This is a genomic window from Ruficoccus sp. ZRK36 (assembly GCF_019603315.1).
GTDB lineage: Bacteria > Verrucomicrobiota > Verrucomicrobiia > Opitutales > Cerasicoccaceae > Ruficoccus.
The window spans coordinates 2,830,214-2,843,213 of the sequence record NZ_CP080649.1; the positions used below are offsets into that span (position 1 = coordinate 2,830,214).

Sequence of the window (13,000 nt, forward strand, 5' to 3'; positions counted from 1 at the left end):
CCATGTCTATCGAATGCCCAGTGTGCCGCAGCCGACAGCTCGATCTGCCGGAGCGAGAGGGGACCGTCGGATGCGATTGTGGTCGCCTAAATGGTGTTGTCACGTTCGAGTACCATCGGTTTCCCGCTTATTTCAAGAAACATAAGCCCCTCACTGCGCAACAGGTCCTCAATGATGGCGAAGCAACCTGCTACAACCATCCCCACAAGGTAGCCGAGGCGGCTTGTGCCAGCTGCGGGATGTTCGCCTGTACTCTCTGTCTGGTTGATAGCCCCGAAGGGCGGATTTGCCTAAGCTGCTATAGCCGCAAACAGAAATCCGCCGGCCAGACCAGTAACAAGCGCACAGTCTACGATAGCTTCGCACTCGGGCTGGCATTGTTGCCGATGCTGTTTGTTTACATAACGATCATTACGGCTCCCATCGTCATTTTTATGGTCATCCGGTACTGGAACAAGCACCCGTGTAGTGAAGTTCCCCGGACACGCATCCGCTACATTCTCGCCCTGTTTTTTGCACTGCTGCAGATTGCCGCATGGGTGTTCTTTTTCATCAGTCAGAGCGCTGGCATGTACACGTAACCATGGCTAAAAAGAAAAAGTACAAGCGACTGGGCCGCGGCTCCACCCTGATTCAGGCGTTTTATCTGTACGACGCCGAGGATCACCTGCTGATGGTGAACGGCTCTTTCACCGAGGAGTACCGCCGCTTTTACTATCAGGATATCCAGGCTGCCCTGATCAAAAACCAGGTCGGCAAGATGGTATTCTTAATCCTCTTGCTGCTGGCGCTCCTGGGCGGCACCGCAATCAGTCTCTCAGCCGGTGGTGATTTTGTCCCGTTCGCGCTTGTCCTGGGCCTTCCGGCTCTAATCATTCTGGCATGGGGGCTGCCCATTATGCTGACTGGCGGCTTCTGTAAGTTCTACCTCCAGTCCGAAGTGCAGAACATGGAAATCCCACCGGTAAAAAGCGTCAAGAAGGCCCGCAAGATCATTAGTCTCATCCGGGAAAGGACTGCAGAACAGGAGCGGCAGATGCCGCCACCTTCCCCCGCAGCGGGCAGAGTCTTACCGCCTGTTCTGCCCAGAGGCTAAGCCATGGGCAGTCTAGCGACACAGCGCTGTAAGAACCATGTAGACCGGGAAGCTGTCGCCCGCTGCATGAGCTGCATGGATTATTTCTGCCGCGAGTGCACCACTGAGCACGACGGGCGGATGATCTGTAAGCACTGCCTGGAAGAGGAATTAACCCAGCAGCAACAGCGCCCCAAGCGCCACCTCGTCCGCGGCTTCATCGGCGGTATTGCTGCGTTGGGCTCGTTTACGGTCTGTTTTTTTATTTTCTATAAGATGGGCAGCATGCTCATCTCCATCGCTGAGAGCTATTACGAAAGGCTATGGTGAAACAGCGCAGGCTCAGAGGGAAGCGCTCCGACCGCGAGCAGGATGTCATAGAGATGTTGGAAAGCGCACTGCATCTGCTTAAAATGCTGCCTGCGCATGCCTGGTTACTCTATGCACTTGGCACACTCCCTTTTGTTTCACTGTTTCTGGTTTACTGGACGGAGATGTCCAGCAGTGCTCTGGCCTACCGCTACCTCTCGCCTGGCGCTCTGGCCCTCGCGGTAGCCTACATCTGGATGAAGTACTGGCAGGCGCGTTGGGCGATCGTAATGCGCAACGTACTCGTCATGCAGTCGTATCGACCGAGTCGGTCGACCCGCTTTCGGATACTTCTGCGTCAGGCGATCTTCCAGCCGTGGGGACTGATCATTGTTCCTCTGTGCGGGGTTCTGGTCATTCCGTTTCCCTGGGCCTTGGCCTTCTTCCAAAACCTGACCGTATGCGAATCCTTTGACGAAGAGGGTAAGCACACAACCGACAAGGCCCTGAAATACGCCTCGGTGGGAAAACTACAGCTCGGACTGTTTTCCCTGCTGTGGATCCAGATACTGACCGGTTTTATTTTCCTCAGCTGGCTGACGATATTGGGCTACCTGCCTTATCTCGTGTACATGCTGACCGGGATCGAGACGGTTTTCGTACGTAGTCCACACGCGATACTGAACAATTCGAGCTTTTACGTGGCCGGTGCCACCTTCACGTATCTGACACTCGACCCGGTGGTAAAGGCATACTTTTTCCTGCGCTGCTACTATGCCGACACACGCGAAACCGGTCTCGACATCCTTGTTACACTGCGCCGCCTGGGCGGGCCAATGGCCCGCATGCTGATATTCGCTGCAGGTCTTGCCCTGTTGAGCGGATCGTGTCTGCTTGCTAATGAGCCTGTCGACCCGATCCCGTCTGAGCAGCTCGAGCAGACGATCGACGATGTCGGCTCACAGCGAAAATACATCTGGGACCAACCCCCAGAGCAGCTGGACAATCGGGGAGAGGCACCTGCCTGGGTTAACTCCTTTAACCAGTTCAAACAGGATATAAAAGAGTTCTGGCACACCAGCTGGAGGGAGTTTTCCGACTGGTTCGAAAGTCTCTTTGAAAAGGAAGAGAAAAAAGAGAAAGAGGATAAAGAGGATCGCAAGAAAGTTTCGCATTCGGGTAATGGCATTGCCGATGTCGCCAATGTTATCGCGATAGGCCTGATCATCATATTGGCAGCTATTATCTGCGTCATGATATTCCGGGGGATTCGGCAAAGGCCACTTCTGGCGTCGACAGCCCCCATGGGCGCGGCAGACAGCCCCGATCTCACTCAGGAAGAAGTCAGTGCTGACAGTCTGAGCATTGACCGCTGGCTGGAATATGCCCGCGAGCTTGCGGCCCGACAAGAATACCGGCTGGCCATGCGTGCGGTATTCCTTGCCCAGCTGGCCTACCTCGCCGAGCAGCGCCTGATCGTGTTGGCCAAGTTCAAGTCCAACCTCGAGTACGCCCACGAGTTGACCCGTCGTGCACATTCCTGCCCACACGCCATTGAGGCTTTCTCTAGCTCTACGCACCTCTTCGAGTCTATCTGGTACGGCGACTATCCCGCAGAACCCAGCAAACTCGACCAGATGGAAGATCTCTTTCGAACCCTGGCCACGGACTCATGAAACGTAAAAGACTCATGACCGGACTTGGCCTGATGCTGGCCGCGCTACTGGTGACAGCAGCGCTTTACTACGCCTTTGCGAGTAAGTTTACCACTGGTAAAATGTTCCCGGAGCACTCCAGCCTGCGGGCAGATCCGCGTGGCACCATGCTGCTGTATGAGAGCCTTGAGACATTGCCGACGGTCACGGCTGCCCGCTGGTTTGAGCCATTCAGCAAGTGGATGCGTGACAGCGAAGTCAGGCCGCAGGATACGACGGTACTCTTTCTCGATGCAAATGGCATGAGCCTAATGGACGAGGACTTGGAAGCATTTCTCCTTCAGGGCGGTCGTGTTATCGTGTCCTTGCCATCTCCAAACCCCGGGAACTCCTACGACGATATGGATGAAGACTTTCATGCTTCCGATCATACGCCTGTCGGTGACGACGAGGTATTGGAAGAGGTCGAGTATAAAACAGGCTTCGACGGTTGGGAGCTATTTGCACTTAAAGCCTACCACGATTACTCCGTTGTCAATTCCGACATGAGACTCAACAAAGAGAGTCCTATGGCCGCCGGTGCTCCAACAGAGACGGCATGGCTCAGCTCCGAGGCGATCTTGATCAATGAAACGAAAAGCGTCTCCAATGAGCTGGATACCCAAGCCACGGAAGACATTGAGGACGAGGATTTCACCGAGCCCGAGGGCAGGGGAGAGTCGGCCGCTACCAGTTCGGAGGAAGATACGGATCGAGAAAAGCTTCCTCCTGCACGCCCGTGGGACGTTATTTATAGCTCGCATACCGCACCTGTCATTGTCGGTAAACAGGTCGGGCGTGGGGAAATCATCGTCTTGGCCAATGGTCTGCCACTGACCAACGAATCACTGCGCCTGCACAAGGATCTACCCTTACTGAAGTGGCTGCTCGGCAATGACCGCAATGTCGTCTTCGAGGAATACCATTTCGGTATCGTGCAGCCTCACGGGATCGCTTCTCTCATACGCGAATACGGCCTGAGCGGTGCCCTTGTCGCACTGATGATTTCATTTCTGCTTTTCATCTGGCACGGGGCATTTCCGCTACTACCCAGTGTCGCTGAGGCGCCCCGGCCGCGCACCCTTGGGCACACCGCTGTCAGTGGCTACCGTGATCTGCTCCGGCGGCACATACGCCCCCGGCAGTTGCTCGGGCTCTGTCTGGAGCAGTGGAAGTTGGCCTTTATGGGCAAGCACCAAGACGGCAAACGCTACGAGAAGCAATTCCGGGAAGCAGAGCACGTTGTCGAAACCGAGGCAGCCAAGCCCCCTCGTGAGCGTAACCCCGGCCGCGCCTACCAAACTATTTCGCAAATACTTAATCAAAGGAGAACCCGCCCATGAGCTCAGAGTTCAACGACCTGCAAAGCAAGATCGCCAGTGCCCGTGAAGAGATCGCGAAGGTCATCATCGGCCAGGAAGACGTCATCAATCAGTGCCTGATCGTTATCTTCGCACGGCAACATGCGTTACTGGAGGGCGTCCCCGGCGTCGCCAAGACCCTGTTGGTGAACACCCTTGCCCGCGTCCTCGGGTGCGAGTTCAACCGCATCCAGTCCACGCCCGACCTCATGCCGACCGACATCATCGGCACCAGTATTTATAATATGCGCGATCAGGTCTTTGAAGTCGTTAAGGGACCGATCTTCACCTCCTTTTTACTGGCGGACGAGATCAACCGCGCTCCGGCCAAGACGCAGTCGGCCCTGCTTCAGGCCATGCAGGAGCGTGAGGTTGTTATCGACCGCAATACCTACGCGCTTGATCCGGCCTTTACGCTTTTTGCCACGCAGAACCCGGTCGAATACGAGGGCACCTATCCACTCCCCGAAGCGCAGAAGGACCGCTTTATGCTCAAAATCAATGTGGACTACCCGCAAGAAGCGCAGGAGCTGATGCTCGCTCGACGCGTGCTTGAGGGGAACCCACCCGAGCACTCGCTGGATGAGGGCCAGCTCAAGCCAGTGCTCGAAACGGGGGAGCTAGCCCGTGCACGCGAAGCCTTCCAATCCGTTACAATCAAAGAGGAGCTTATCAACTACTGCGTACAGATCATTCGCCAGACCCGTGCGAGTGACAGTATCCTGGTCGGGGCAAGTCCACGCGCGACAATCGCGCTCATCCTGGCTGTACGGATATACGCCGCCATCCAGGGGCGCGACTATGTCGTGCCCGATGACATTAAGCAGCTTGCCGGGCCGGTCCTGAACCACCGTCTGATTCTGCGCCCAGAGTTCGAGATCGAGGGGCTGACGATCGACGAGGTCATTGTCGAGCTGGTAAACACCGTAAGCGTTCCGCGCTAAGCCATCACCCGCACCGGATAATATCATAACCATGCCCAAACCGAGTACCAGGCTAGTCCTGCTTTCGTTACTGCCGCTTCCTGCCGCATTACTGGCCGGGACCGGGGAGGTAGCGCTGACGCTATGCCTGGTGCTTTACCTTCTGTTTGTGGTCATGGCTCTCGTCGATATTTTGCTCAGCGGTCAGAAGCCCCATCCGAGCTTCCAGTGTGACCGCCAAATCCGTCAGGCCAAGAACTCGACCGGGAGTTTTAACCTGGTCATGGCATTCGCGGATGGAGACCGTCTGCCGCCCTGGATCGAGGTTGGTATTCCCTTTCCACTCCCCGTCACCTCAACCGAGGAGCAGCAGCGGTTGATGCTAAAGGCCGATACCCCACGCTTTAGCAGTAAGTGGGAGTTCAGCTCGCCCGATCGTGGCTACTTTAAGATCGATCGCATCTACTGGCAGATTCCGAGCCTCCTGGGCCTGTGGTTGCGGCGTGGCTCTTCTGAGGCAGATTTACCGATCCGCATCTATCCCAACCTCCATCGGGACAAAAAAACGCTGGCAAATCTCTTTCTGAATCGAGGACTGGCCGGGATGAACATCCAGCGCATGAGTGGCCAGGGCCGCGACTATGACCAGATCCGTGATTACGAGCCTGGCGACCCCTTTGTGAACATCCACTGGAAGGCCAGTGCCAAGCGCAACAACCTGATGACAAAAACCTATCAGGTCGAGCGCACGCAGGAAATCTACGTCCTGATCGACCATTCGAGGCTTTCGGCCCGTAAGATCCGCACTGACTACGACGAACACGATGAAAACGTCCTGGAGCGTTTCGTGGCTGCCGCTAGTGTGCTCAGCCTCGCCGCCGTAAGGCAGGGAGACCTGTTTGGCCTGATGACTTTCAGCCGCGATACAACGGGATTCCTGCGGGCCTCCTCTGGCCCCGCCCACTTGCGATGTGTTCAAGATCATCTTTTTACTATCAAACCGAACAAGGTTTTCCCCGATTTTGAGGAAATGTTTCGCTTCGTGCGGACGAACCTGCGCCGCCGCAGCCTGATCATTCTCCTCACGGATCTCTCCGATCCGGCTGCGTTCGAGAGCTTCCGCCAGCACGTTGGGTTGATCAGCCGTCGCCATATCCTACTGGTCAACATGCTGACGATGGCTGGGGTCGGCCCACTGTTTCAGAGGGGCGACGACCGTAAAGACGATATCTACACCCGACTGGCCGGGCACCTGATCTGGAAAGACCTCCACGACTACACCCGTCTGCTGGCTGCTCAACGCGTGGACCTGCGCCTGCTCAAAAGCGAGAACCTGGCACTGGAGGTCGTGAATCAGTACCTCACCGTGAAAAAACGTCAGCTCATATGATCATCGACACGGACAAGTACATCTCCCAACAGCGACCGATCTGGGACGAGTTCGAGCGGATGTTAAGACTGATCGAGGACAACGCACGCACGAACTTTGACCTGAGACAGATCCAGCGACTGCGTTATCTGCAGGACGTAGTGTCAGCCGACCTGACGCGCCTGCGCACATTTTCCGCCGAGCCGGCAACGACCAACTATCTGGAGTCTCTGGTCGCACGCGGTTTTTCCTCCATTCATGAAAACCGCTCCCTCAGTCGCCTGAAGTTCAACCCGTTTAAGGTACTGGTCGAGTTCGCCATCACGGTACGGCGCCATTCCCGGTTATTCTACTTCGTCACTGCGACGATGTTCGTGGGCTGCATTCTCGGAGGGGGGATCGTCGCGTTTTTCCCTGAGCACAAAGAGATTATCATGCCATTCAGCCATCTGCTCGGCGACCCATCCGAACGAGTCGAAATGGAGGAAGACGCTGAAAATAGCACGCATGTAAGCGGCCATCAGTCATCATTCTCGGCCACGCTGATGGCTAATAATATCCGGGTGGCTATTTTTGCGCTAACCGTCGGCATTCTTTACGGCGTCTTCACCGTCGTACTGGTATTTTATAACGGGCTCATCCTTGGTGCGGTGGCGGTGGACTACATCCTGGCGGGGGAGACAACCTTTCTGCTGGGCTGGCTACTGCCACATGGCAGCGTAGAGATCCCGGCCATCCTTTTTGCGGCACAGGGTGGGCTGCTTATTGCACGTACGTTGATCGTGAAGGATGGGCGACTCAATCTGACCGCCCGCCTGAAAAAGAACAGCCGCGATATTGTTATGTTGATCGGCGGGGTCGTGCTGCTTCTGGTCTGGGCTGGCATCATTGAGGCCTTTTTATCTCAGTATCATGAACCCGTGATCCCGTACTCCGCCAAGATCGCATTCGGACTTTTGCAGTTAGCCGCGCTGGCAGGATTTATCGTGATGGCTGGGCGCACAAAGAAAGGGGCCAGACAATGATCACACCAGACGCCAACCGTCTCGTCATTGAGACCGACGACGCCGTTTCGTTCTCTCTGCTGCTCGCCACCCCCTTAGTGCGGGCGCTGGCACTGATCATCGACCTTGGGGTGATTTACGTTTGTCAGAGCATCCTCGCGGTCAGCATGATGCTCCTCACGCCGTTCTTTGCAGATATTTCGACGGCACTGTTAATCCTGGGGTACTTTGTGACGAGTATCGGCTACTTCATTCTGCTGGAGATCGCCTGGGATGGTCGCACGATCGGCAAGCGTCTGATGAAGCTGCGTGTCATCGATGCAAACATCCAGCGCCTGAGCGCAGCCCAGATCATCCTGCGCAACTTGTTTCGTGTGGTAGATATGCTTCCGGCCTTTTACTCGCTGGGCGGACTCATTGCGATGAGCAGCCGTAAGTTCCAGCGCCTAGGCGATCTGGCGGCCTCGACACTCGTCATCCGCCATCAATCCCAGGAACTCCCAAATATCCCCTCGGCCGCGTACAACAAGTTTAACTCGTTCCGGCGCTACCCACACCTGGAGGCACAGTTAAAAAAGAACACCGTGCCGGCCGAGCATTCTCTGGCCCTTCAGGCTATCCTGCGACGGGACAAGCTGGAGACTCTGGCACGGCTGGAGTTGTTCCGACAGCTGGCACAACACTTCCGGCAAAAGGTCCGCTTCCCGGCGGAAGCCTGTCAGGACCTGACTGACGAGCAATATGTGCGAAACTGCGTTGACTCTATCCTGCGCAATCGCATTTCAGCCAACACGCCAACGGATGGCAACGCGGGGCCTGTTCGGCAGTCAGGCGTGGCATAAGCGAGTCATCGTTTTTCACAACGCCATCGTGTCTTATCTATTGACGGCGCTCTATTGATGTTTACGTTAGACATCACCCTAAGGACGACGCGTCCGTCGATCCCAGGGGAACAGAAACTCAATCAGTTATATGAAACTCAAGACACCAATGGATATTGTTACCGTTGGTCGTTCGCTTTGAGCTGCTAACTGAGTCCTGTTACAGCATCGATCTGATAAACCGCGAACGACCTGATCTTCGCGGCTTTTTTGTGTCCGCATTTCCGCAGTCCCCGAGCCTTCGTGGCGATTGCGTCAGCCTGTCTTCCGGAAACCGCTACGCGTTTCCAACTGTGCCACCGCGTTGGCCTTCACGTCCGGCCTCCGCACAAAACAACTATCGATGCATTCAGATTTACTCAAACTGGGTTGGAGCGAACACCTCCACCAACACCTTCACATAAACGAACATGCCGAGCGTATCCCGGCCCGAATCACACGGGAGGATCGCGACCGCTACAGCCTCCACACCGGGGCGCGACAATGCAGCGCACAGCTGTCCGGCTCGTACCGGCATTCTGCGCAGTCCACCCTGGACCTGCCCACCGTTGGCGACTGGGTCCTCTTCGAGCCGGGGCAGACCGCAGGCGAGGGGATCATCCATGGCCTGTTGCCGCGGAAGTCGCTCTTCACGAGACAAGTCTCGGGCGACCGCTCGGACCTTCAACTGCTGGCCGCCAACATCGACTACCTGTTTATCGTCGCCGGGCTCGATCAGGAGTTTAACCCCAAGCGTATTGAGCGCTACCTGACACAGGCCTGGAACAGTGGTGCCGAGCCGGTCGTGATTCTGAATAAATCAGATCTGGTCGAGGACGCCAGTGAGCGGGTCAGGGATTTGTGCGCGCGCCTGCCCGAAGTCTCCGTTCACGCGATAAGTGCGCTTAGCCCGGCGTCAACCGAGTGCCTGAGCAGCTATCTGGCTTCCGGTAATACGGTCGCGCTGTCCGGGTCGTCGGGTGTGGGAAAAAGCTCACTCATCAATGCGCTTCTCGGTGAGGAGCTGCTCAAGACGCAGGCGAATCGTGCCGACGATAACCGCGGCAGACACACCACGACCTGGCGGGCGCTGTTCCAGCTCGAAAGCGGCGCCTGTCTGATCGACCTGCCGGGGATGCGTGAGCTTCAACTGACCGGTGAATCCGCAGGTATGGAGAAGGCATTCTCGGACATCTACCGCCTGGCCGGGCAGTGCAAGTTTCGGAACTGCCACCACGAGGGCGAGCCCGGCTGCGCGATAGAGGCGGCACTGGATAGCGGGCAGCTCACGGAGGAACGCTTTCAGCAATACCTGAAGCTACGCAACGAAAGCCACAGTACCCGTCGGCCAAAGCCCAAGCCGACCTATCGAAAACCCGCTGCACCCGGAAAGTGGGAGGAAAAGGAAACGTTTTTCAAACAGGTAAAAATCCAGCACCGCAAAAACAACAAAGCGAAACGCAAATACCATCAGGAGGATGGTTTCTGACGACGCTTCTATCAAGGGGCTGACGGTGAGCCGATCCCGCGCAGGGTGAAGGCGTCCAGCGTCAGACTGGGCACTGGGTTGGCCAGCTCAATCCAGTGCCTTCCCTTGGTCAGGGGGATGGCGAGCGTCTCGCCATTCTTGTCCGTGAGCACGACCTCTTTCCAGTCATCATTCTTGCCAGACCAGCCACCTGTTGACTGGAGCGGGATGCCCAGTGCCTGAGACGTAGGAGCAACTCCATCGACGAGCAGGTCGAGGGTGGGGTTGTCAGTCGTGCAATAGCGGACCTCAAGCTCATAGAGACCCGTCTCGGGGACATCTATCTCCCAGCAGACGCTCTCAGCCGGACCGCCATAGCCGAAGGATCTGAGGGCGTTATCGGCGCTGGCTGCGACCTTTGGGACGACGCGGGAAGCGCTGTTCATCTGCACGATGTTATCCTCGGCTTCCCATGAGATCGAGACGTCGGCCGGTGCCGGTGTCATATCGACCGGAGCGGCGACGAGCACCGGGGGCATGGGCCTGATCGCCGTGGCCAGCTCGTGCTGTTTCGTCAGCTTGAGGGCTGCTGCCTTGTTCTTGGCGATGGTGTAATAGCCAGCCGGGAGGGTAAGCGGCTTATCCGCGGCCTGGGCGGTCGCGGTTTTATCGAAGAGCGTGAGTCCTTCCGCGAGACTCAGTTCACCCGCAAATGGTGTAGCGAGCTCAAGCATCCATCCGCCGTCGCCCCGGCTTAGCTCGAAGCTGACGGGCTTTTCCGACTCGGCGCTGATGAGGTCGCTTTGAAGGGATGTGACATCCGTCGCGAACAGGCGGGTGATCTTGCCGTCAACCATGCGGGAGGCTACGAGCGATGCGTAGAGCTCGATCTCAGGCAGCGTGCTGCCGCCATCGACCACGATCTCGGTCGGAGCTGTGTACACGTAGAGATCGTCGATCCAGTCTCCGCTGTTAATCGTCGCTTCCCAGCCGTTGTCATCGACCTGGTCGAGCCAGCAGGAGAGGAAGGTCGACGCCTGGCCGCTGAACGTCGGCTGCATCAGGACAACGCTCTGCACGTGGTCGCCCTGCTGGACGACGGTGTAGGTGCGCTGTGTCGGGTCTGGGTTGTCAACCTTCGGGCTGGAGGGCTTGCGGGGGGCAAATGTGCCGTCAGCAGGGTAGAGGACGCTCAGGTTTAAATCGCCGCTGTGGCTGTGCAGCTTCATGAGCGGTCCGTCGACCTTGGCGGCAGCAGGCACCTGGGCCAGCCAGTCCACCTGCACGGATTCGTCGGCCTTCACCTCATCCATCACGAGGATGTAGTCGCCGCGGACATGGAGGATGCGGCGGTCCACCCCACGGACTTCCGGAAAGACACCGGACAGGTCAACGGTGGTCCAGAGGTAGTTCTCGGTGGGGGTGAAGTTGTCGATCGTGCCGCGGGCCTTGCTGTCAAAGCTCTGGTTCTTCCCGTTGATGATAAGCGTGCTGTGGGATTCGCTGGCGTTGGAGAAAAAGTCCCAGCGCGGTCCGCCGCGGTGCCAGAACTTTTGATCGCCCGCGCCCTTGCCGTAGCCGGGGGTCATCATCAGCCATTGGTCTCCGAAGATAAAGGCCAGCGAACCGGCATCGAGGTGGCTGTGGTTGCGGTTGTTAAAGCCTGACTTAAGCGTGAGCAGGTAGTCGCCATCGCCCCAGCCGCTGCGGGAGGAGACGACATCCCACGTCGTCACATGGTAATCCAGCGAGGCGGGCGGCACCGGCTTGATGGCCGGATCGTACCACATCAGCAGCAGCGCATGGGCGTCGTTACCGCCGCGCGGCTCAAAGGGCAGGTGCTCCATCACGTACTGCGGCTCGCCATCGTGGTACTCGGCTGCGAGCTTGGCCAGCAGGTGGTGCGGCCCGTAGAAGTCGACCTTCGGTGCGTCACCCCAGGGGAGGATGCCCTGAAAGCCCGGTGTCGCGCAGGCAATCCGGAAAGCGGCTGCCTGCTGCATAAAGGGATCATCGTAGCACTCGGCACTGTTGGTGACGGTTTTTGTGGCCTCGATGTACTGGAGAATGAAGTCCAGCGAGTACGTCCAGTAGGGGACGCCCTCGGCCGAGCTGCCGTCATCGGCGCTGTACTCCATGACATAGCCAAAGGCGACGCCGGCCGCCGCAAGCCATTGGCGGGCCTCCGGAATGTCCCCATAAAAAGCCAGCCCGGCAAACCCAAGAGCGGCTGCCGCGATGTGGTTATGGTTCTCGGCATAGCTGCGTGCCCAGTAGACCTCACCCAGGAGTCCGCGGTAAAGGGCGTCCACGCGCTCGCGCATGACCTCCCGGATCATGGCCTGCTCCTCTTCGGTGAAAATGTCTCGGTGCCAGTCCCAGGCCAGAGCGATGCCCCGAGCCATGTGTCCGCTGGCCAGGTCCATGTTTGGCGGCTTCAGGCCCCACTGCGGGTATTCGCAGCCGGTGATGACGCGGTCGTGGAGCGACTTTTTATAAGCCGGGTCGTCGCTGAGGCGCGCGGCCAGGCAGAGTAGAAAGATGTCGTCACCGACGCGGCGCTGCCACAGCTCCTCCACGTTCTGGCGCATGCTCTTGCCGTTGGTGGAGTCCTCGGGCGGGTAGTAGCGCTTGGGGGAGCCGGAAGCCAGCTTGTCAGCTACGGCGAGGAACGTCTCACGCAACGCCGGGCGCAGTCCCTCATCCGAGGTCAAGGCAGCCTCTACGTCCGGCCACTGCTCGTCGGTATAAAACAGGCGGGAGCCCTGCTCGGGCATACGCTCCTGCCAGGAGGTCTCATGCTTCGTGAGATATTCGTTAACGCTGTCTGGGGTCACGTAGGGCCAGTCAGCCTTTTCGTTGGCCAGCACCATGGTGGCCGGCATGAGCAGACAGGCTACAGTTAGAGTAGGGATAAAACGCATATCTGGAGTATTT

At 57.6% G+C, this 13,000-nt stretch carries 11 protein-coding genes; 10 read left to right on the forward strand and 1 reads right to left on the reverse strand.

Annotated elements, in window-relative coordinates; translation table 11 throughout:
• Window positions 1–2 precede the first annotated feature (2 nt).
• The 10 genes from K0V07_RS12390 to rsgA all read left to right on the forward strand — a co-directional run bounded on the left by K0V07_RS12390 (window position 3) and on the right by rsgA (window position 10,084).
• Complete coding sequence (locus tag K0V07_RS12390; protein ID WP_220621706.1) at window positions 3–581, forward strand: hypothetical protein; 579 nt, start codon at window positions 3–5, stop codon at window positions 579–581.
• A 2-nt stretch (window positions 582–583) separates the two neighbouring features.
• A complete protein-coding gene (locus K0V07_RS12395; protein ID WP_220621707.1) occupies window positions 584–1,096 on the forward strand; it encodes a hypothetical protein in 513 nt (170 codons plus the stop codon).
• Window positions 1,097–1,099: 3 nt separating this feature from the next.
• Window positions 1,100–1,405: a hypothetical protein gene (locus K0V07_RS12400; RefSeq protein WP_220621708.1), complete on the forward strand. Its 306-nt coding sequence runs from the start codon at window positions 1,100–1,102 to the stop codon at window positions 1,403–1,405.
• Window positions 1,399–3,060 (forward strand): DUF4129 domain-containing protein, encoded by a 1,662-nt coding sequence (locus K0V07_RS12405; protein ID WP_220621709.1) that lies wholly within the window; start codon window positions 1,399–1,401, stop codon window positions 3,058–3,060. Before K0V07_RS12400 ends, K0V07_RS12405 begins: the two co-directional genes overlap by 7 nt.
• Complete coding sequence (locus K0V07_RS12410; protein WP_220621710.1) at window positions 3,057–4,421, forward strand: DUF4350 domain-containing protein; 1,365 nt, start codon at window positions 3,057–3,059, stop codon at window positions 4,419–4,421. Before K0V07_RS12405 ends, K0V07_RS12410 begins: the two co-directional genes overlap by 4 nt.
• On the forward strand, window positions 4,418–5,383 hold the full coding sequence (locus K0V07_RS12415; protein WP_220621711.1) for a MoxR family ATPase: 966 nt from the start codon (window positions 4,418–4,420) through the stop codon (window positions 5,381–5,383). Before K0V07_RS12410 ends, K0V07_RS12415 begins: the two co-directional genes overlap by 4 nt.
• Window positions 5,384–5,414: 31 nt before the next feature.
• On the forward strand, window positions 5,415–6,752 hold the full coding sequence (locus K0V07_RS12420; protein ID WP_220621712.1) for a DUF58 domain-containing protein: 1,338 nt from the start codon (window positions 5,415–5,417) through the stop codon (window positions 6,750–6,752).
• On the forward strand, window positions 6,749–7,756 hold the full coding sequence (locus K0V07_RS12425; RefSeq protein ID WP_220621713.1) for a stage II sporulation protein M: 1,008 nt from the start codon (window positions 6,749–6,751) through the stop codon (window positions 7,754–7,756). The genes K0V07_RS12420 and K0V07_RS12425 overlap by 4 nt, the downstream gene beginning before the upstream one ends.
• The gene (locus K0V07_RS12430) at window positions 7,753–8,577 is read left to right on the forward strand and encodes an RDD family protein (RefSeq protein ID WP_220621714.1); all 825 of its coding nucleotides are present in this window, start codon (window positions 7,753–7,755) and stop codon (window positions 8,575–8,577) included. The genes K0V07_RS12425 and K0V07_RS12430 overlap by 4 nt, the downstream gene beginning before the upstream one ends.
• Before the next feature lie 382 nt (window positions 8,578–8,959).
• Window positions 8,960–10,084 carry a ribosome small subunit-dependent GTPase A gene (gene rsgA, locus K0V07_RS12435; protein ID WP_220621715.1) on the forward strand — a complete coding sequence of 375 codons (1,125 nt, stop codon included), beginning with the start codon at window positions 8,960–8,962 and terminating at the stop codon, window positions 10,082–10,084.
• Window positions 10,085–10,095: 11 nt separating this feature from the next.
• On the opposite strand, the gene K0V07_RS12440 is transcribed toward rsgA, so the two are convergent.
• Window positions 10,096–12,948: a DUF4962 domain-containing protein gene (locus tag K0V07_RS12440; RefSeq protein ID WP_220621716.1), complete on the reverse strand. Its 2,853-nt coding sequence runs from the start codon at window positions 12,946–12,948 to the stop codon at window positions 10,096–10,098.
• Window positions 12,949–13,000 lie beyond the last annotated feature (52 nt).